Source organism: Amycolatopsis sp. NPDC088138, from assembly GCF_044741685.1.
GTDB lineage: Bacteria > Actinomycetota > Actinomycetes > Mycobacteriales > Pseudonocardiaceae > Amycolatopsis.
This window is the reverse complement of the sequence record NZ_JBIUTB010000007.1, coordinates 59,452-78,458: the sequence shown is the minus strand read 5'-3', so window position 1 is coordinate 78,458 and position 19,007 is coordinate 59,452. Positions and strand designations below refer to the sequence as shown.

General features: G+C 70.5%; 20 protein-coding genes. 17 read left to right on the top strand and 3 right to left on the bottom strand.

Translation table 11 applies throughout. The features are described 5' to 3' along the window. Window positions 1–67 precede the first annotated feature (67 nt). Entirely contained in the window at window positions 68–2,539 is a 2,472-nt protein-coding gene (locus ACIOD2_RS36850; RefSeq protein ID WP_400549108.1) for a transglycosylase domain-containing protein, read from the top strand. 64 nt (window positions 2,540–2,603) lie between these two features. Here the strand turns inward: ACIOD2_RS36850 and ACIOD2_RS36845 are convergent, their stop codons facing one another. Beyond that, on the bottom strand, window positions 2,604–3,650 hold the full coding sequence (locus tag ACIOD2_RS36845) for a Gfo/Idh/MocA family oxidoreductase (RefSeq protein ID WP_400549105.1): 1,047 nt from the start codon (window positions 3,648–3,650) through the stop codon (window positions 2,604–2,606). Between the two features lie 56 nt (window positions 3,651–3,706). Here ACIOD2_RS36845 and ACIOD2_RS36840 point away from each other — a divergent pair, with 56 nt between their 5' ends. Beyond that, the gene (locus ACIOD2_RS36840; RefSeq protein ID WP_400549102.1) at window positions 3,707–4,765 is read left to right on the top strand and encodes an ROK family transcriptional regulator; all 1,059 of its coding nucleotides are present in this window, start codon (window positions 3,707–3,709) and stop codon (window positions 4,763–4,765) included. Between the two features lie 48 nt (window positions 4,766–4,813). Continuing rightward, the gene (locus tag ACIOD2_RS36835; RefSeq protein WP_400549099.1) at window positions 4,814–6,370 is read left to right on the top strand and encodes a glycosyltransferase family 87 protein; all 1,557 of its coding nucleotides are present in this window, start codon (window positions 4,814–4,816) and stop codon (window positions 6,368–6,370) included. Here the strand turns inward: ACIOD2_RS36835 and ACIOD2_RS36830 are convergent. After that, a complete protein-coding gene (locus tag ACIOD2_RS36830; RefSeq protein ID WP_400549097.1) occupies window positions 6,363–7,136 on the bottom strand; it encodes a deoxyribonuclease IV in 774 nt (257 codons plus the stop codon). The genes ACIOD2_RS36835 and ACIOD2_RS36830 overlap by 8 nt on opposite strands. 116 nt (window positions 7,137–7,252) lie before the next feature. On the opposite strand from ACIOD2_RS36830, the gene ACIOD2_RS36825 reads away from it, so the two are divergent. The 12 genes from ACIOD2_RS36825 to dnaB all read left to right on the top strand — a co-directional run bounded on the left by ACIOD2_RS36825 (window position 7,253) and on the right by dnaB (window position 17,106). Beyond that, window positions 7,253–8,062 carry a hypothetical protein gene (locus ACIOD2_RS36825; RefSeq protein ID WP_400549095.1) on the top strand — a complete coding sequence of 270 codons (810 nt, stop codon included), beginning with the start codon at window positions 7,253–7,255 and terminating at the stop codon, window positions 8,060–8,062. A 122-nt stretch (window positions 8,063–8,184) separates the two neighbouring features. Continuing rightward, window positions 8,185–9,090: a hypothetical protein gene (locus tag ACIOD2_RS36820; protein ID WP_400549092.1), complete on the top strand. Its 906-nt coding sequence runs from the start codon at window positions 8,185–8,187 to the stop codon at window positions 9,088–9,090. Between the two features lie 91 nt (window positions 9,091–9,181). Continuing rightward, window positions 9,182–10,090 carry a hypothetical protein gene (locus tag ACIOD2_RS36815; RefSeq protein ID WP_400550610.1) on the top strand — a complete coding sequence of 303 codons (909 nt, stop codon included), beginning with the start codon at window positions 9,182–9,184 and terminating at the stop codon, window positions 10,088–10,090. Window positions 10,091–10,203: 113 nt separating this feature from the next. Continuing rightward, entirely contained in the window at window positions 10,204–10,533 is a 330-nt protein-coding gene (gene rpsF / locus ACIOD2_RS36810) for a 30S ribosomal protein S6 (protein ID WP_400549089.1), read from the top strand. A 17-nt stretch (window positions 10,534–10,550) separates the two neighbouring features. After that, on the top strand, window positions 10,551–11,075 hold the full coding sequence (locus ACIOD2_RS36805) for a single-stranded DNA-binding protein (RefSeq protein ID WP_400549086.1): 525 nt from the start codon (window positions 10,551–10,553) through the stop codon (window positions 11,073–11,075). 42 nt (window positions 11,076–11,117) lie between these two features. After that, window positions 11,118–11,366, top strand: a complete 249-nt coding sequence (rpsR, locus tag ACIOD2_RS36800) for a 30S ribosomal protein S18 (protein ID WP_003098744.1) — start codon at window positions 11,118–11,120, stop codon at window positions 11,364–11,366. Between the two features lie 11 nt (window positions 11,367–11,377). Then, complete coding sequence (rplI, locus tag ACIOD2_RS36795; RefSeq protein WP_323325143.1) at window positions 11,378–11,833, top strand: 50S ribosomal protein L9; 456 nt, start codon at window positions 11,378–11,380, stop codon at window positions 11,831–11,833. A 128-nt stretch (window positions 11,834–11,961) separates the two neighbouring features. Then, window positions 11,962–12,315 carry a hypothetical protein gene (locus ACIOD2_RS36790; RefSeq protein WP_400549081.1) on the top strand — a complete coding sequence of 118 codons (354 nt, stop codon included), beginning with the start codon at window positions 11,962–11,964 and terminating at the stop codon, window positions 12,313–12,315. Next, window positions 12,312–12,914, top strand: a complete 603-nt coding sequence (locus ACIOD2_RS36785) for a DUF3558 domain-containing protein (RefSeq protein ID WP_400549078.1) — start codon at window positions 12,312–12,314, stop codon at window positions 12,912–12,914. The genes ACIOD2_RS36790 and ACIOD2_RS36785 overlap by 4 nt, the downstream gene beginning before the upstream one ends. A gap of 2 nt (window positions 12,915–12,916) precedes the next feature. Beyond that, complete coding sequence (locus tag ACIOD2_RS36780; protein WP_400549076.1) at window positions 12,917–14,314, top strand: hypothetical protein; 1,398 nt, start codon at window positions 12,917–12,919, stop codon at window positions 14,312–14,314. Window positions 14,315–14,402: 88 nt separating this feature from the next. Then, window positions 14,403–15,191, top strand: a complete 789-nt coding sequence (locus ACIOD2_RS36775; protein WP_400549073.1) for an ESX secretion-associated protein EspG — start codon at window positions 14,403–14,405, stop codon at window positions 15,189–15,191. Between the two features lie 508 nt (window positions 15,192–15,699). Next, on the top strand, window positions 15,700–17,106 hold the full coding sequence (gene dnaB, locus ACIOD2_RS36770) for a replicative DNA helicase (protein ID WP_323325756.1): 1,407 nt from the start codon (window positions 15,700–15,702) through the stop codon (window positions 17,104–17,106). Between the two features lie 62 nt (window positions 17,107–17,168). Here dnaB and ACIOD2_RS36765 read toward each other — a convergent pair whose 3' ends face one another. Beyond that, the gene (locus ACIOD2_RS36765; protein ID WP_400549070.1) at window positions 17,169–17,621 is read right to left on the bottom strand and encodes a MarR family winged helix-turn-helix transcriptional regulator; all 453 of its coding nucleotides are present in this window, start codon (window positions 17,619–17,621) and stop codon (window positions 17,169–17,171) included. 66 nt (window positions 17,622–17,687) lie between these two features. On the opposite strand from ACIOD2_RS36765, the gene ACIOD2_RS36760 reads away from it, so the two are divergent. Next, a complete protein-coding gene (locus ACIOD2_RS36760) occupies window positions 17,688–18,068 on the top strand; it encodes a MarR family winged helix-turn-helix transcriptional regulator (protein ID WP_400549067.1) in 381 nt (126 codons plus the stop codon). 67 nt (window positions 18,069–18,135) lie between these two features. Further along, on the top strand, window positions 18,136–18,894 hold the full coding sequence (locus ACIOD2_RS36755; RefSeq protein ID WP_400549064.1) for a DODA-type extradiol aromatic ring-opening family dioxygenase: 759 nt from the start codon (window positions 18,136–18,138) through the stop codon (window positions 18,892–18,894). Window positions 18,895–19,007 lie beyond the last annotated feature (113 nt).

Here is a 19,007-nt window from a genome sequence, read left to right as displayed (position 1 = left end):
ACGGTGGGCCGCGGTACGTGTGCCCTCCGAGAGGACTGCGTCCGCAGCCCACCGTGGAGGCCGGCCCGTGACCAACGACCGAACCCGCACTTCGCGCGGTCGCGCTCCCGATCCGCGCCGCCGTCCCCGGCGGCCGTCGGCCCGTCCGCTGCCGCGCGCCGGGCTGCAGGGCAGCGAACCGGAGCTGATCACCCACCACGTCCACAACGGCACCGAGCCGGACGACCCGCCGACGGTGCCGATCATCCGGCAGCGCCCGGGCCAGCCGCCGCGCCGTCCCCGGCCGAGCACCGAGCAGGACGTGCGGAAACGGCGCTGGCGGCGGATCCGCCGGATCGGTTACGTCGTGGCCGGGCTGTTCTTCGTCGTTCCCGCGATCGCGTTCGTGATCACCTACCTGGCCGTCGACGTCCCGTCGCCGGAGACCGTCGCGCAGGCGCAGGGCCAGGCCGTGACGTACCTGTTCAGCGACGGCACCGAGATGGGCAAGGACGTGCCCACCGGCGGGAACCGGCAGATCCTGGCGGCGAACCAGATCCCGGACGTCGTCAAGAAAGCCGTGATCGCGACCGAGGACGCGTCGTTCGAGACGAACTCGGGCTTCGACGTCGGCGGCATCCTGCGGGCGGCGTACAACCAGGTCACCGGCGGGTCCGGCGGTGGTTCGACGATTTCCCAGCAGTACATCAAGAACGCCTCCGGCGACGACGATCCGACGCTCACGCGGAAGTGGACCGAGCTCGCGAAGTCGTTCAAGATGAACCAGACCTACGAGAAGGCGGACATCATCACCGCCTACCTCAACATCATCTACTTCGGCCGCGGCGCGTACGGCATCCAGGCCGCCGCGCAGGCGTACTTCGGCCAGGACGTCGGCCAGCTCGACTACTCGCAGGCCGCGTTGCTCGCCGGCCTCATCCAGCAGCCGGGGCGCTCGGAGAACACCGCCGTCGCCACGGCCCGCTGGACCACGGCGCTGGACCGGATGCTCAAGAACGGTTACCTGACACCGGCCCAGCGCGCCGGGGCGAAGTTCCCGGCCCCGATCCCGCTGGTGGAGAGCAAGCAGGCCGGCGCGCTGAACCCGTTCGTCAAGAAGCAGGTCAAGGCGGAGCTGGCGGCGCAGGGGATCAGCGAGCAGGAGTACTACCGCGGCGGGTTCCAGGTGTTCACCACGATCGACTCGCAGGCGCAGCAGTCGGCCGAGCAGGCCGTGACCGAGGGGATGGCCGAGCAGACCGACGACCGGATCCTCGACGCGCTGGTCGCCGTCGACCCGAAGACCGGCGGGGTGCTCGCCTACTACGGCGGCGATCCGGTGGTGAAGGGCCCGAACGGCGAGGACCAGGCCGGACGCGACTGGGCGGACGAGCCGCACAACCCCGGGTCGTCGATGAAGCCGTTCGACCTCGCGGCGTTCCTCAAGCTCGGCCGCGGCCTCGACGCGCGGTTCGACGGCACCTCACCCCGCACGTTCCCCGGTGTCGACCTGCCGATCCGCAACGCGGGTGACAGCAGCAGCTGCTCCGATCAGTGCACCGTCGCGGAGGCGATGCAGCGGTCCACGAACACGGTGTTCTACGACATGGTGCTGAACGTGACGAAGCCGTCCGGGGTGGCGGAAGCCGCGCAGGAAGCGGGTGTCCGGACGAAGGACAACGGCGGCCGCAGCGAGCTGTTCACCGGCGACAACAACATCTCGATCGGCGGTGGCGGCACGCAGGTCACCCCGGCGGACATGGCCACGGGCTACGCGACGTTCGCCGCGGGCGGCGTCCAGCGCGAGCGCCACTTCGTGCAGAAGGTGACCAACGCGAACGGCGAAACGGCGTACGAGGCCAAGAGCCGGTCCACGGACGCGTTCGCCGACAACGACGCGGCCCGCAGCGCCCAGATCGCCGGCAACGTGACGGCGGCGCTGGCCCCGGTGATCCAGTTCTCGCGCCTGACCTGCCCGGCGGGCCACGAGTGCGCGGGCAAGACCGGCACCCAGCAGCACACCCCGCAGAACGACGAACCGGCGTCGGCGGCCAACGCGAACGCCCAGACGTGGATGGTCGGGTACACACCTTCGGTTTCGGCGGCGGTCTGGGTCGGCAGCGACGGGGACAAGGCCCTGCGCAGCCCGACGGGCGCCCCGATCTTCGGGTCGACGCTGGCCGGCCCGATCTGGGACCGCTTCATGCAGCTGTACCTGCAGGGCAAGCCGGCCGAACGCTTCGACCGCGTGGCGGCGATCAGCTCACCGGTGGACCAGGTCCAGGTCCAGCAGCCGCCGCAGCAACCGCAACAGCAGCAACAACAACAGCAGCGCGACCCACGGAACCAGAACCAGCAGGCCCAGCCCGGCAACCGCCAGCAGCAGGACCAGCTCCGCCAGTTCCAGCAACGGCTTCAGGAACTGCAGGACCGGCAGCGCAACCGCAACGGCGGCACCAACAACGGCAACACCACGGGGAACAACACCACCGGGAACACCGGCACGGGCAACGGGAACGACTCCGGTCAGAGCGGCGACCCGGACCCGGGCGGCGGCTGAGCGGGGAAGAAGGTGGCCGTGACCCCAGTACTGGGGGTTACCGAGGTCACGGCCGGTCTGGGGGTCAGAGCTCGACGACGGTTCCTTCGACGCCGGAGCGGTGCGCGGCCTCGATCACGCGCAGCGCGGCGACCGACGACTCCGGGTCGACCGGGAACTCGCCCTCGCCGCGCAGCGCGTCGCGCACCTGGGCGTAGAACTGCTCGTAGCGGCCGGTCAGGGTGGGCACGGTCTTGAGGTCGTTGCCGACGCCGATCGTGCCCGCGTCGGCGGCCGGCTCCACGCCCCAGCCGTCGTCGCCGGGCCGCATGCCCGTCTTGATCTGGGGTTCCTGGACGTCGAGGCCGTACTTGGTGAACGTCGCCTGGTCACCGAGCACGCGGAACCGCGGGTTCAGGGTGCCCGCGAGCGCCGTCGCCCACAGGTGGGACCGGACGCCGTTCGCGTGGTGCAGCGCGACGAACACGTCGTCGTCGACCTGGACGCCGGCGCGGCGGCGGTCGGCCTCCGCGTAGACCCGGGTGACCGGGCCGAACAGCTGCAGCGCCTGGTCGACGATGTGCGCGCCGAGGTCGTAGAGCAGGCCGCCGGCCTCGGCCGGGTCGCCGAACTCGCGCCAGTTGTCCTTCGGCTTCGGCACCCAGCGGTCGTAGCGGGACTCGAAGCGGAACACCTCGCCGAGCCGGCCGGAGTCGAGCACCTCGCGCACGGTGAGGAAGTCGGAGTCGAGCCGCCGGTTCTGGAACACGGTGAGCCCGACGCCCGCCGCCTTCGCCGCGGCGACGACCCGCTCGGCCTCGGCCGCGGTCGGCGCGAACGGCTTGTCGACGACCACCGGCACGCCGGCCTCGATGGCCCGCAGCGCGAGCGGCACGTGGGTGCGGTTCGGGGTGCTGACGACGATCAGGTCGAGGTCGCCCGCGCGCTCGAACACCGCGTCGGCGTCCGGGACGATCTCCGCGCCGGGGTAGTCGGTCCGGGCCTGGACGGCGTTGCTCGACGTCGTGATCACGGCCGGGGTCAGCCCGGGGGTCGCGGCCACCAGCGGTGCGTGGAAGACGCGTCCGCCGATGCCGTACCCGAGGATGCCCACCCGCAAGTCGTCAGCCATGGGGCCCATTAAACAACAGTGTTGCGAAATTGACCAGGCGTGCGAAGATCTAGTCCATGGCGGCCACCGGGAGGAACCTGCGCAACGTGCGTGAGCACAACCGCGCCCTCCTGCTCGCGCACATCCTGCGAGCCGGCGGCCTGAGCCGGGTCGAGCTCGCCGAACGCACCGGGCTGACCCAGCAGGCCGTGTCCAAAATCGTGCCCGAACTCCTCGACGCCGGCCTGCTGGACGAGGAACGTCAGCCGTCCGTGGGCGTCGGCAAGCCCCGCACGCAGCTGACCGTCCGGTCCAGCGCCCGGCACGCGCTCGGCGCGCGCCTCGACCGCGACGAGTACCGGGTGCTGCGGACCAACCTCATCGGCGAGGTCGAGGAGACGGCGGGCGGCCCGCTCCCGGTCGGGTTCACCCCCGAGCAGGCCGTCGAGGCCATCGGCGCCACCGCGCTCGAACTCGCCGACGGCTTCCCGGTGCTCGGCCTCGGCCTGGGCGCGGTCGGCCCGCTGGACCACATCGCCGGCCTGGTCCGCGACGCGACGAGCATGCCCGGCTGGCACGACGTCCCGCTGCGCGATCTGCTCGAGAAGCGCACCGGGCTGCCGGTGCTGCTGGACAAGGACACCAACGCCGCCGCGTTCGCCCAGCTGTGGCCGCACGGCGAGCCGACGGCGACGGCGGTGGTGCTGGTCGGCACCGGCATCGGTGTCGGCCTGCTGATCGACGGCCGGCTCTACCGCGGGCCGCGGACCAACGCTGGTGAGTTCGGGCACACCACGATCGCCTACGACGGCCCCCGCTGCGCCTGCGGGCGGCGCGGCTGCGTCGAGATCATGGCCAAGCAGGCACCCGACACGCGCACCGCCGCCGGCTTCCTCGGGATCGGCCTCGCCGACCTGGTCCAGGTGCTCGATCTGGAACGGATCGTGCTGGCCGGACGCGCCGTGCGGGACGAACCGGGCACGTACCGTGACGCCGTTTCCGAGCGGCTCGAGGAGCTGCTCCCGCTGCCGCACTGGCAGCGCATCGAGGTCGTGGAGGACTCCTTCGGCGAGGAGATCGTCACGCGCGGCGCGGCCGCCGAGGTCCTGGCCTCGTACTACGCGAATCCGGCATGATCGTCGCCTTCACTTCGGCGTCGGGCCATCACCGATAACATCCCGGTCGTGCCAGAGGAGACCACGCGCGAGCCGGACCCCGGCCCCGTGACGCTGAGCAGGGCCGATCGGGTCGTCCCGAGCCGGAACGACCCACTCGCGGCGGCGGTCACCAGACCCGTCGGCGGCCCGCTCGGCGAGCACGCCGCGGTCGGCAGGCACTGGTTCTGGTCCCCGCAGCGCGTCGGCCTGCTGCTGGCGACCCTGGCCCTGATGCTCTGCTGGTTCGGCAAGGGCTCCTGCATCCAGCAGTACCAGGACTCGAGCGGCGCCACCCAGCTCGACTGGCGCGCGGGCCGCCCGTTCGTCGCGATGTGTTACTCCGACATCGTGCCGCTCTACAGCTCGGAGCGGCTCGACCGGCCGAGCACCTTCCCGTACTACACGTCGTGGAAGGAGAGCTCGCAGACCGCGGAGAACGACACCCGGTACATGGAGTACCCGGTGTTCACCGGGCTCTTCCAGTGGGCGAACGCGAAGCTCGCGGCCGGCTGGCTCAACGTCGCCGAGTCCGGCTGGCTACCCGGCGCGTTACCCGTGGCGATCTACTTCGACATCACCGCGTTCTTCCTGTCGATGGCCTGGCTGATCACCGTCTGGGCGACCGGGCGGACGATGAAACGCCGTCCGTGGGACATGGTGCTGGTGGCGGCGTCACCGCTGGTCCTGGTGCACGCGTTCACCAACTTCGACACGATCGCGACCGCGTTCACGGCCACCGGCCTGCTCGCCTGGTCGCGGAAACGGCCGTTGCTCGCCGGGCTCCTGCTCGGCCTGGGCGCGACGGCGAAGCTCTACCCGCTGCTGCTGCTCGGCGTGCTGTTCGTGCTCTGCCTGCGGGCGGGGAAGCTGACGCCGTTCTGGCGCACCGCGGCGGCCGCCGTCGTGACGTGGGTGGCGGTGAACGCGCCGTTCATCCTCACCGCGACCCGCGGCTGGTGGGAGTTCTTCCGGATGAACACCCTGCGGCCGATGGACCCGGACTCGCTCTACAACGTCTTCTCGTACACGACCGGCTGGGCCGGGTTCGACGGCGTGCTGCAGAAGAACCAGACGCCGACCTACCTCAACTGGACGATCGCCGTGCTGTTCCTGGCCTGCTGCGCGGGCATCGCGTACGTCGCGCTGGCCGCGCCGCGGCGACCGCGCCTCGGGCAGCTCGCGTTCCTCGTCGTGGCCGCGTTCCTGCTGACCAACAAGGTGTGGAGCCCGCAGTACTCGCTGTGGCTGGTGCCGCTGGCGGTGCTGGCGATCCCGCGCTGGCGGCTGCTGCTCGGCTGGATGCTGATCGACGCGCTGGTCTGGGTGCCGCGGATGTTCTACTACCTCGGCGTCGACCACAAGGGCCTGCCCGAGGGCTGGTTCCTGGGCACGGTCGTGGTCCGCGACCTGGCCGTCGTCGGGCTGTGCGTGCTGGTGGTCCGGGAGATCTACCACCCGGCGACCGACCTGGTCCGGATCGCCGGTGACGACGACCCGGCCGGCGGCTTCCTCGACGGCGCCCGGGACGTGATCATCCCGAACGCCACCCGCCGCCGCCGGAAGGCCGTCGCCGTCCCTAGCTGAGCTGTTCCTTCAGGTAGGCGATGTCGGCGGCCTGGCCGTCGGCCGGGGTCTCGACGATCACCGGGGCACCGGCCTCGCGGGCGACCGCGACCAGTGCCTCGGGGTCGATCGTGCCCTCGCCGTCCACGACGCTCGCGTGCCTGTCGCGGGTCGAGCCGAACTCGTCGCGGGAGTTGTTCAGGTGCACCAGGTCGATCCGGCCGGTGATGGCCTTGACCTTCTCGACGGCGGTCGCGAGGTCCCAGCCGGCCGCGTAGGCGTGGCAGGTGTCGAGGCAGAACCCGGCGCCGAACTCGCCGACCTTGTCCCAGAGCCGGGCGATGACCTCGAGGTCGCGGGTGATCGCGTTCTCGCCGCCGGCGGTGTTCTCGATCAGGATCGGGACCTTGAAGCCGCCCTTCTCCTGCTCGCGCTCGAACAGCTTGCGCCAGTTGTCCAGGCCCACCTCGACGTCGTCGGTGTCGCCGACGTGCCCGCCGTGCACGATCAGGCCCTTCGCGCCGACGGCGGCGGCCCCGTCCGCGTGCTGCGTGACGTTCTTGCGGGACGGGATCCGGATCCGGTTGTTCAGCGAGGCGACGTTGATGAGGTACGGCGAATGGATGAACACCTCGACCGGGTCGGCCAGGATGGCCTCGCCGTACGGGTGCGGCTTCGGGGCCTTCCAGCCCTGCGGGTCGGAGAGGAAGAACTGGACGACGTCGGCCTTGCGGTCGGCCACCGCGGTCAACGGGTCGTCGTCACGGACGTGGGCGCCAATCAGCATGCCGAGCACGCTACTCCGGGATGAACTTCGGACTTGGTGAACCAGTTGGTGACGCTCGTGGAGTACCGTGAGCGCGTTCCGTGATCCAGATTGGTCCGACTGCCGGAGGGGCATCGATGGGGAAGCACGTCGCCCGGATCACCGCACTGGGGTTCACTCTCGCCGCGTCGGCCGCGTTCGCGGCACCGGGCGTGGCGAGCGCGGACTCCAGCCCGACCCTCGGCGGCGACTGCGCGGCCACACTCCAGAACGGCCAGGCCCGCGACGCGAAGACCGGCCTGCTGCTGGACGCGGGCGCCCCGCTCAACTCCCCGGACCGGCTGACCGTCGGCCTCGACTCGAGCGCGAAGAACACGAACGGCTCGAACCCGCTGCTGACCCTCCCGGTCGGCGACACGGTGCGCGCGCTCGGCATCGGTGACGTACCGGTGGTCGGCGACGCCGCGGCGAAGGCCGTCTGCCCTGTCGGGCAAGGCGCGGTCAACGCGGTCGGGAACACGACCCAGGGCCTCCTGCAGGGCGTCGGCGCGCCGACGCTGCCCGTGCCGCCCGGAACACCGCCGCCGCCCCAGCAGCCGACCCCGCCGACTCCTCCCGGTCAGACGCCGCCCGGGCAGACCCCGCCCGGCGACAGCACCGGCCCGATCACCGGCGGTTCCGGTGGCGCCGGCCTGCCCGGCGACGCGATCTCGGGCATCTTCACCAACGCCGCGCTCCTGCCCGGCAGCCTGGTCCAGGCGCCGGTGATCGCCCAGATCATCCCCGGTCAGCAGGTCCCGACGGTCGACGAGCAGAAGTCCGGCACGGCCGAGGCGCTGCCCGGCGTCACCCCGCCGGCGAAGCTGCCCATGCTGCTCGCGGTGCTGGCCCTCGCGATCGTCGCGGCGGCCCTCGTCCGCGCCTGGATCCGCCGCAACCCCGCCTGAGATTCACCCACGGTGACGCCCGCTTCCACTCGAATGCCGGACATTCCTGAGCGAGCGGGCGTCACTCGAGTGCCTTAACGTCGTTGTCCTGGGCAGAGGGCACGAGACAAGGGGCGGCGAGCATGGAGAACCGGGCACGCAGAGCAACGGCGGTCGGTGCGACGGCGTTCGTCCTCGCGGGTTCGGCAGTGCTCGGGATGCCCGGCACCGCTTCCGCGGCCGAGACGAAGACCGTCCCCTGCGGTGGCAGCGTGACCGCGAAACCCGGCGACACGGTCCAGGGCACGACCCCGCTCCTCGGCCTCCCGCTCAACCTCGGCATCGTCACCCAGGGCACCCAGGTACTGACCGGCACGATCAACTCGATCCTCGGCACGCTCTGCAAGGTGACCGTGACCGTGGTGAACACCGTTGTGTCACCGGTCCCGGTGATCGGGGCGCCCGCCGCGAGCGCGGTCAACCAGGGCGTGCAGGACCTCACCAGCGGCGTGCAGCAGGGCGTCAACTCGCTGAACGGCGGCGGCAAGCAGTCGCCCGCGCCCGGCTCGGGTGGCAACCCGCAGCAGAACCCGCCCGCCCAGGGTGGGACCGGGGGCGCGCCGCAGGGTGGTACCCCGCAGGGCAGCACCCCGATCCCGGACGCCAACAGTCCGCTCCTGCCCGGGTTCGCGAGCAGCCCGGTGTTCGGCGGCTTCCCGTTCACGGTCGGGACCGGCTACGCGCCGATGCGCGACTACAGCGGGATCCCGTTCGCGACGGCCGGGTTGTTCACCCCCTCGCCGGCGATCCGGTACGGCAGCCAGATCCCGGGTTACGCCCCGCAGTTCGGCCTCACCGGTCCGAACGACCCGGCGGCCGGGAACTCCGGAATCCAGACCGCGGGACGCGCCGAAGCACTACCCTCCGCGCAGGACGGTTTCACGAACGGGTCGAATCTCCCGCTCCTGATCGCCGTTTTGGCACTCTCCGGAGTCAGCGCGGGCTTGGTCCGCACTTGGGTACTCCGCCGGATGGCCGCTGCTAATTGAGCCGACTGCCGAGTATCTTTCACGTATCCCCGTCGTTGATCCTGGTGTTGCTGTTGCCCAGGACCACGCCCCGATGACCCTCCGGAGGACAGTGCTCGTGCGGAAGATCCCCACCTGGCAGACGACCCGCCGCGCACTGACCGTCACCGCTGTCGCCGCCTTCGTCACCGGGGGCGCGTTCCTGTCCGCTGGCACCGCCTCGGCCAGCCAGCAGGTCGTGAGCAACAGCTGCACCGGCACGGTCTCCGGGCAGATGGGCGACCAGGTCGCGATCGACGGCGCGTCGGTGAAGACCCTGGTCACGAACGGCGCGAACAACGCCGGCACCCTCGCGGTCGGCAGCTGGGCGGGCGACTCGATCGCCAAGAACCACGCGATCCTCGTGGGTCAGGTGCCGAACTCGGCCGGCGGTGAGGCGACCGGCGCCGCGATCGGCAAGGCGGTGCGCACCGCGCTGTCGAACTCCGGCACCTGGGGTCTCGGCTTCGACTGGAACAAGACGCTGAGCAGCGTCGAGACCACGGTCGCCAAGAGCTGCAACCTCACGTTGCTGGCCAGCAACTACGTCGCGCCGAGCACCCCGGGGCAGCCGGGCGCGGGCGGCACCGGCGCCCAGCAGGGCGGCGGCACCGCGGCCGGACCCGGCGGCTCGACCGGGAACCTCTCGAACCTCAATCCGGGCACCGCGGGCGGCAGCGGCGGCACCGCGCCGATGCGCGACTACGGCGGCATCCCCACCGCGACCGCGGGCACCGCCGTCGCGCCGGGTGTGCGCTACCCGGCCAACGGCACGCTCCCCGGTGACGCCACCGCGCCGCAGGTCGGTGCCGGCGACCAGGCCGGCCAGGGTGCCGACGTCCGCGACGCCGGCAACGCGCAGTCGCTGTCCTCGCCCGTCGGCCCGGACGACGTCCAGCTGCCGATGCTGCTCGCGGTGATCGTGCTCGCCGGCGTCACGGCCGGCCTCGTGCGCACCTGGGTCCTGCGCCGCGCCGGCTGAGCCCCCGGAGACCCCGCTGTCGGGCTCTGTCGTACCCCCCAGGTAGCCTTACCTGGACAAACCCTCCTGTCACGGACAGTCCGTGACCGCGAGCCCATAGGAGGTGAGTGGTTGTGTCACGCCATTACGAGGTAATGGTCATCCTGGACCCCACGCTCGACGAGCGCACTGTCGCTCCGACGCTGGACACCTTCCTCAACGTCATCCGCACTTCGGGTGGCAGCGTTGAGAAGGTCGACGTCTGGGGCCGGCGCCGGCTTTCGTACGAGATCAAGAAGCACGCGGAGGGCATCTACGCCCTGCTGGACCTGAACTCGTCTTCGGACGCGGTGAAGGAACTGGACCGCCAGCTTTCGCTGCAGGAGACCGTGCTCCGCACCAAGGTCATGCGTCGCGAGATCAAGCGCGCCGCGGCCAAGCCGCCCGTCGCCGTCAAGGCCTGAGCCGAAGGGTATTCCCGATGGCTGGAGACACCGTCATCACGGTGATCGGCAACCTGACGTCCGACCCGGAACTGCGCTTCACCCCGTCCGGTGCGGCGGTCGCGAACTTCACCGTCGCGTCCACGCCCCGCACGCTCGACAAGCAGTCGGGCGAGTGGAAGGACGGCGAGGCGCTGTTCCTGCGCTGCAACATCTGGCGCCAGGCGGCGGAGAACGTCGCCGAATCCCTGACCCGCGGCGCTCGCGTCGTCGTGCAGGGCCGCCTGAAGCAGCGGTCGTTCGAGACGAAGGAAGGCGAGAAGCGCACCGTCGTCGAGCTCGAGGTCGACGAAATCGGCCCCTCGCTGCGCTACGCCACGGCCAAGGTCAACAAGGTCAGCCGCGGTGGCGGCGGTGGTGACTTCGGCGGCGGAGGCGGCGGCGGCGGTGGCAACCGCGGCGGTGGCGGCGGCGGCATGCCCGCCGACGACCCGTGGGGTTCGGCCCCGCCCGCCGGTGGCGGCGGTGGCGGTGGCGGCTTCTCGGACGAGCCCCCCTTCTGATCTCGTACACATCCACAAGATTTGAAATTCCAGGAGTAACCAGTGGCCAAGCCACCCATTCGCAAGCCCAAGAAGAAGGTCTGCGTGTTCTGCAAGGCCGAGAAGAAGGGCCGCCCGGAACTGATCGACTACAAGGACACCAACCTGCTGCGGAAGTACATCTCCGACCGCGGCAAGATCCGTGCCCGTCGCGTCACCGGCAACTGCAGCCAGCACCAGCGTGACATCGCCATCGCGGTCAAGAACTCCCGCGAGATGGCACTGCTGCCCTACACCTCGACCGCGCGCTAGGAGGCACGGAGATGGCGAAGATCATCCTCACCACCGACGTGGCCAACCTGGGCGGCCCCGGCGACGTCGTCGAGGTCAAGGACGGCTACGCGCGCAACTACCTGCTCCCGCGGGGTTACGCGATCGCGGCCACCAAGGGCGCGGAGAAGAACGTCCGCACGATCCAGCGCGCGCAGGAGAGCCGTCGCATCCGCGACCTCGACCACGCCAAGGAGATCAAGGCGACGCTGGAGGGCCTCGGCGCCATCCAGCTCACCGGCAAGTCGGCCGAGGGCTCGAAGAAGCTCTTCGGTTCGATCACGTCGGCCGAGATCGTGGACGCGATCAAGGCGGCCGGTGGCCCGCTGCTCGACAAGCGCGTCATCGAGCTGCGCGACCACATCAAGACCGTCGGCAAGCACTCGGTCGGCGCCCGGCTCCACCCGGACGTCAAGGTCGAGGTGCGGCTCGAGGTCAAGGCCAAGTAGCACCTGGCACGTCGTGAAGGCGGGTCCGCCCCTGGTGGGTGGCCCGCCTTCACGCGTTTCGGGGGAACCCCGGACACCACGGCCACGTCGTAGGAGAATGGGCGGGGACGCGAAGGGGATGGATCCGGATGGGTAACGAGGTCAACATGTCCGCGCCGGCCGGTGGCGGCGGCTTCACGTTCGACGCGGACAAGATCGACGGCATCATCAAGCAGTGGCAGGACCTCCAGGCCGACCTCAAGCGCGACTACGACGACGCCAACCTGATGGCGAACGTCAAGGCGCCCGGCAAGGAGTTCGCCAGCGGTGACTGGGAGAAGCTCGCGAACCCGTCCGGCAAGGCGTTCCTCGAGCAGAACAAGAAGATGCAGGACTACGTCAAGAACTACATCGAGGCTTTGACGGCCGCGAAGAAGAAGATCACCACCAACGAGTCGGAGACGCAGGCCGGCCTTTCGAAGACGGGGAACCAGGCCACGTGAACCGACGACTTCTCGCCGTCCCGGCACTCGCCTTCGCCGTGCTCGCCGTCGCCGGCTGCTCGAGCCGGACCGGGGGCACCGCCAACCCGGCGCCGTCCGCCGAGCCCAGCAGCAGTGACGCCTCCCAGCCGGCCGCCGGCTCCGCGCCGCGCGTGCCGAGCCCGCTGAACGCCGGGAACATCACCTCGGACGCCTGCACGACGCTCAACGCGACCGGGCGCTCCGCGCTGAGCCTCGGCGACGGCACCCCGCGCAGCACGGGCAACGGCCCGAGCTGCACGTTCCAGGAGGCCGCCGACCCGGGCAACCAGATCGACGTGACCACGGTGACGGCGAACAAGAACGGGCTCCAGGACGTCTACGACACCAAGGCGAACGACGCCTACTTCGACGAGACGCAGGTGAGCGGGTACCCCGCCGTCTACGCCGCGGCGGCGGACGACCGCAAGGACGGCAAGTGCGGCCTGTTCGTCGCGGTGACCGACGAGCTGACGGTCAACATCCTCGTGCAGTACGACAACGGCGCCGGCGCTTCGGACCCGTGCCCGGTGGCGCAGAAGTTCGGTGAATCGATGGTCCAGACCCTGATGGGGGGCTGAAGATGCTGGAACTGGTCCTGCTCGGCGGGTTCGCCGCCTACAACATGGCGACCACCCACTCGGACGACCACACGTCGCAGCAGGGTGATCGGAAGATCGACTGCTACGACATCTGGGACAAGATCACCACCGGGCCCGGTACGGGCTCGATTTCGAACGGTCAGGCGGCGGCCAGCCGGCTGAAGGGCGCCTACCAGGACCGGCTGACCACGATCGACGGCCTGGCCAAGGACATGGACGCGGCCTGGACCGGCGGCGGCTCCGAAGCGGCGCAGAACGCGGGCGCGCACCCGCTGCGGGTGTGGATGGAGGACTCGGGCACCAAGCTCACCGACTCCGACAAGTACCTCGGCGAGCAGAACAACGCGTTCACCACGGTGCACGCGCAGGTGCAGGAGGTCCCGAAGGACCCGCCGAAGAACAACCTGCTCAACGCGGTGACGCCGTGGACCACCGACACGGACCGGGCGATCCGCGACTACAACACCAAGGGCCAGGCCAACGTCGACGCCTTCAACGCCTACTACAAGGCGAGCAACGACAACGGCCAGAAGATGCCGACGTACTCCGCGCTGGAGGGGCAGCAGGAGAACGTCAGCGTCGACCAGGACAAGAACGGCAAGAAGAAGGACGACAAGAACGGGAACGGCGACGGCGGCGGACCCGGTGGCGGCCCTGGCGGCGGTCCCGGTGGGGGTCCTGGCGGCGGTCCGGGCGGCGTGAACATGCCGGGGCCGGGCAGTGTGCCGTCCTTCGGCGGCGGCCCGGGCGGCGGACCCGGCGGCAGCTTCGACCCGTCGAAGGTCCCGGGCGGGAGCTACGACCCGTCCAAGGTGCCGAACTTCGACCCGTCGCAGGTCCCCGGCGGCGGGAACTACGACCCGTCGAAGGTCCCGACCGGCAACTACACCCCGCCGAACTTCAACTCAGACGGCACCCACTCGTCGGGCTTCTCGCCCTCGGACATCCCGGGCGTGCCGAGCTTCGGCCCCGGGAGCACCCCGAACTTCTCGAGCGGCGGCGGTGGCGCCGGCGGCTTCGGCCCCGGCGGTTCCAGTGGCCTCGGCGGGATCGGCGACCCGACCGCGGGCTTCGGCCCGGGCGGCGGCGCGGGCTTCGGTCCCGGCGGCTCGACCGGTGCGTCGGTGCCGGGTGGCGCGGGCGCGTCCGGCGCCGGTGGCCGCATGGGTGGCGGAGCCGGCGGCGGGATGGGCGCGGGCGGCGCGGCGGCCGGGCGCGGCGGGTCCACCGGCATGGGTGGCATGGGCGGGATGGGTCACGGCGCGAAGGGCCAGGGTGGCGGCGACGAGGAACGCTCGTCGAAGTACCTGCTCGGCGACGACCCGAACGACATCTTCGGCACCGACGAGCTGACCGCCCCGCCGGTCATCGGCGAGTAACACACGCGGGACCGCCGGGCGCGTGCCAAGATTGGGCGCGCCCGGCTTTCCGGGTTCACCAAGCTGATCTTCACTAGGGGGAAGAGCGGTGCTGGACAGGCAGGTCACCCTTTCGACCGGCACCCTGATCAACCTGATCCGGCGCCGCGGCGGGGAGCCGCACACGGTGCTGGCCGAGACGCCGACCTGGTACAGCGACGAGGCCCAGCGCGCCGAGGACGAGCGTGTCAACGCCGAGCTCACCAAGGCGGGGCTGTTCGGCCCGCGCGGCATGCACCCCGGGTTCGTCGCGACGCTCGAGGCCGTCGCGCGGCCGCAGCTGGAGTACTACGGCTGGGTCGACGGTGGTTTCCAGGGCAAGCCGGTGAGCTACCGGCTGCTCGCCGGCAGCGCCGGCGGCGAGGCGTTCGTGCTCGCGAAGCACGAGCAGCTCGACGTCGTCGTCCTCGAATCAACCCGGCCGGGCGAGGTGCTCGACGACTTCCTCGGCCAGATCCCGAAGCTGGCCCCGGGTCGCGGGACGCCGGTCGCGGTGCCGAAGAGCCAGCTCGAGGGGTCCGGCCGCCGCGACGACGACGGCTTCGCCCTGATGCGCAACGACCGGCCGGCCGACGGCTCGCAGGAGGCTGACGAGCTCCGGCGGATCCTCGCGTTACGCCGAATGGGCAGCGGCAGCCTGTACGTCGCGGCCCGCAGCCGTACCGGTTCGTGGCAGCGCATCGAACGTCCGGTGAACTACATCGATACCTCGGAAGGCCGGTGGCTGACCGAAGAGGTACCGGGGCGTGGCGAGAGCCGGATCGCCTTCACCCCGGCCGACCAGCGCGTTCTCGCCGACCGGTTACGCAGCGCACAGGGCAGGCTCACAGCGGCGTGACATCTCGGCCGTTCAGCCCACCGAGTGACGGCTCTACCGTGCGTGATATTCATCCACAGGCCGCGAGGCTCAATGGGCCTGGGCTGGTCCACGACACGCCGAACGACGGGTTTCATGCGACACGCCGGACGGGTTTTGCGGAAGTTCTCCACACCTTACTCACAGGCCCTGACCTGCGGATTCACCAAAGGCGATCACGCTTGTCCCCAACTTGTCCACAGCTGTCGCGGCACCTGTGACTGGTTACCCCCATTCATCCCCAGGTTGTCCACAGATGGGTCCCCACCCTGAATTGCTTTCGGCCTTCCGGGGGACATAGCGTCCCCGCCGAGCCGGTACTCACGGTGGTGCCCCGGCGTGGCGATCAGACTCGTGGCCCGCTTTCGCCGATCATCGGGGGACACGGCGCAAGGGGACCGGTGGCGCGACTCGCGCCACGTGCTTCGAGAGTGAAGATCCGGCATAATCGAACGGGTGTTCGCATGATGACGAGGAGGTGTCCGGAGCGGTGGCGCTGACCGACGACCGCAGTCCGATGTATGCGGAGAACGACCCGGGTCCGAGTGACCCCGGCTCCGGTGGCGGGTTCGACCGCCAGCCGCCGCAGGACATCACGGCCGAGCAGTCCGTGCTCGGCGGCATGCTGCTGTCGAAGGACGCGGTCGCCGACGTCATCGAGGCGCTCGGCCCCGACGACTTCTACCGCCCGGCGCACCAGGCGATCTACGACTGCATCCTCGACCTCTACGGCCGCGGCGAGCCCGCCGACCCGATCACCATCTCCGCCGAGCTGGAACGCCGCGGCGAGCTGGGCCGCATCGGCGGCGCGCCGTACCTGCACACGCTGATCGCGACGGTGCCGACAGCGGCGAACGCCGGCTTCTACGCGGAGATCGTCGCGGAGAAGGCGGTGCTGCGCCGGCTCGTCGAGGCGGGCACCCGGATCGTCCAGTACGGCTACGGCGCGGCGGCCGCGGACGGCGCGAACATCGACGAGGTCGTCGACCGCGCCCAGGCCGCGATCTACGACGTCACCGAGCGCCGGACCAGCGAGGACTACGTCGCGCTGGAAGAGCTGCTGCAGCCGACGATGGACGAGATCGACGCGATCGCGTCCCGCGGCGGGCAGTCCCAGGGCATCCCGACCGGGTTCACCGACTTCGACGAGCTGACGAACGGCCTGCACCCGGGCCAGATGATCATCGTCGCCGCGCGACCCGGTGTCGGCAAGTCGACGCTGGGGCTGGACTTCGCCCGTTCGGCGTCCATCCGCCACGGCCTGACCAGCGTCATCTTCTCGCTGGAAATGAGCCGGACCGAGATCGTCATGCGCATGCTCTCGGCCGAGGCGAAGATCCGGCTGGCCGACATGCGCGGTGGCAAGATGTCCGACGACGACTGGACCCGGCTGGCCCGCCGGATGAGCGAGGTCTCCGAAGCACCGCTGTTCGTCGACGACTCGCCGAACATGACGATGATGGAGATCCGCGCGAAGGCCCGGCGGCTCAAGCAGCGGCACGACCTCAAGCTCGTCGTCCTCGACTACCTCCAGCTGATGACGTCCGGCAAGCGCGTCGAGTCGCGGCAGCAGGAAGTCTCGGAGTTCTCGCGGCAGATGAAGCTGCTGGCGAAGGAGATCGAGGTCCCGGTGATCGCGATCAGCCAGCTGAACCGTGGTCCCGAGCAGCGCACGGACAAGCGCCCGATGCTGTCCGACCTGCGTGAGTCCGGCTCGCTGGAGCAGGACGCCGACCTCGTCATCCTGGTCAACCGCCCGGACGCCTGGGAGCGCGACGACCCGCGCGCCGGCGAGGCGGACCTGATCATCGCCAAGCACCGTGCCGGCCCGACCGCGACGATCGTCGTCGCGCACCAGCTGCACTACAGCCGTTTCGTCGACCTCTCCCACGACTAGCGGGGCGCACCCGGAGGTCCGGACGGGGTTGCTCGCCGAGGAAGCGGCCGCGGTCTTCCGGCCTACTTGAGCTGCCCGTAACCGCGGACGAACTCGGTCAGCAGGCGCCCGAAGTTCTCCCGGTCGTCGTCCGGCCAGCCGGCCATGACCTCGGCGAACACGGCGCGGCGGAAGGCGTGCAGCTCGTCGAGGTGGGCCTGGCCGGCTTCGGTCGGCACGAGCACCGCGCGCCGCCCGTCGTGCTGGTCGGCCACGCGCCGGAGCAGTCCCTGCTCGACCGCGCGCGCGACCAGCCGGCTCGCGCGCGGCTGGTCGACACCCATCGCCGTGCTCAACGCCGTCACCGTGCCGGCTTCGCCGCGTTCGGCGAGCTCTTCGACGACGTCGAGCAGCTCGTGCACCGGATCGTGCCCGCCGCGGCCGCGCTCCTTGGCGATCCGGCTCAGCGCCCGCCGCTGCTGGCTGCGGCGGATCGCGATCATCGCGCGCTCGACCTCGGCCACCGCGTCCGTCATCGTTGCCCCACCTCCGAACTACATGTACTTTTACATGTAGTTGTGCCACGACAATCAGGAGTATCCATGAAACCCCTCGGCTGGTGGCTTCGCCACGTCCACGACCTTCTCGAATCCTCGATGGCCCACGCCCTCAACGCCGAGGACCTGACCCGCCGACATTGGCAGGTACTCAACACGATCGCCCTGGGCGCCCGCACGCCGGAGGAGGTCGACGCGGCGATGGCGCCGTTCGGTTCGGTGACGTCCCAGGTGGCCGGCCTGCGCGACCGCGGCTGGGTCACCGAAACCGGCGAGCTCACCACCGAAGGACGCGAAGCCCACGCCCGGGTCGAAGCGCGCGTCACGGCGTTCCGGTCATCGGTGACCGACGGCGTCAGCGACGAGGACTACCGCACGACGATCCGCACCCTGGAGCGGTGCGCCGCGAACCTCGAAGCCGCCTGAGGAATAACCGGCGCGACGGCGGCGTCGGGTACTCTAGTAGTTGAACTTTCAAACACTGGAGCCGTCGATGACCCCGGTCCTCTACCTCAGCCACGGTGCCCCGCCGCTCGCCGACGACGCCACGTGGACCCGTCAACTCGCCGGCTGGTCGGCCGACCTGCCGAAACCCACCGCGATCCTGGTCGTCTCGGCGCACTGGGAAGAGGCGCCGCTGACCCTGTCGGCCACCACGACGGTGCCGCTGGTCTACGACTTCTGGGGTTTCCCGGACCGCTACTACCAGGTGAAGTACGAGTCGCCCGGCGCTCCGGAGCTCGCCGCGAAGGTGAAGAAGCTGCTTCGCTCGACGGAGACTCCGGTCCACGACGCGCCCGAGCGCGGCCTGGACCACGGCGCCTACGTGCCGCTCGTCGAGATGTACCCGGACGCCGACATCCCGGTTCTGCAGGTTTCGATGCCGTCACTCGACCCGCGGGAGCTGTTCGAGCTCGGCCGCAAGCTCGCGCCGTTGCGCGACGAGGGTGTGCTGATCATCGGCAGCGGCTTCTTCACGCACAACCTGAGCGGCATGGCCCGCGCCACCGACGGGACACCGCCGGCGTGGTCGGCCGAGTTCGACCACTGGGGTGACGAGGTGCTGCGCAGCGGCGACGTCGACACGCTGCTCGACTTCCGGCACAAGGCCCCGGCCGCGATGCTCGCGCACCCGCGGATCGAGCACTTCGCGCCGCTGTTCGTCTCCCTCGGCGCCAGTTCGGGCGAGGGGCGCACGGTGATCGACGGGTTCTGGCACGGCCTGGCGAAGCGTTCTCTCCAGTTCTCCTGACCCGGAACGCGAACGAGCCCCAGGAGCCGGCGCTGGCTCCTGGGGCTCGTCGTCTCCAGGGAGGGAGAGTCTTGTGCAGGTGGAACAGGGCTTTCGCCCTGGGTGCCGGGGGC

Bases quoted from the DNA above. Each gene is read 5' to 3' on its own strand.
- ACIOD2_RS36765 (WP_400549070.1), bottom strand. From the start codon at position 17,621: ATGACGGACGCGGTGGCCGAGGTCGAGCGCGCGATGATCGCGATCCGC.
- ACIOD2_RS36760 (WP_400549067.1), top strand. From the start codon at position 17,688: ATGAAACCCCTCGGCTGGTGGCTTCGCCACGTCCACGACCTTCTCGAA.
- ACIOD2_RS36845 (WP_400549105.1), bottom strand. From the start codon at position 3,650: ATGGCTGACGACTTGCGGGTGGGCATCCTCGGGTACGGCATCGGCGGA.
- ACIOD2_RS36780 (WP_400549076.1), top strand. From the start codon at position 12,917: ATGCTGGAACTGGTCCTGCTCGGCGGGTTCGCCGCCTACAACATGGCG.
- ACIOD2_RS36820 (WP_400549092.1), top strand. From the start codon at position 8,185: ATGGAGAACCGGGCACGCAGAGCAACGGCGGTCGGTGCGACGGCGTTC.
- rplI (WP_323325143.1), top strand. From the start codon at position 11,378: ATGGCGAAGATCATCCTCACCACCGACGTGGCCAACCTGGGCGGCCCC.
- ACIOD2_RS36805 (WP_400549086.1), top strand. From the start codon at position 10,551: ATGGCTGGAGACACCGTCATCACGGTGATCGGCAACCTGACGTCCGAC.
- ACIOD2_RS36830 (WP_400549097.1), bottom strand. From the start codon at position 7,136: ATGCTGATTGGCGCCCACGTCCGTGACGACGACCCGTTGACCGCGGTG.
- ACIOD2_RS36825 (WP_400549095.1), top strand. From the start codon at position 7,253: ATGGGGAAGCACGTCGCCCGGATCACCGCACTGGGGTTCACTCTCGCC.
- ACIOD2_RS36755 (WP_400549064.1), top strand. From the start codon at position 18,136: ATGACCCCGGTCCTCTACCTCAGCCACGGTGCCCCGCCGCTCGCCGAC.
- ACIOD2_RS36790 (WP_400549081.1), top strand. From the start codon at position 11,962: ATGGGTAACGAGGTCAACATGTCCGCGCCGGCCGGTGGCGGCGGCTTC.
- ACIOD2_RS36840 (WP_400549102.1), top strand. From the start codon at position 3,707: ATGGCGGCCACCGGGAGGAACCTGCGCAACGTGCGTGAGCACAACCGC.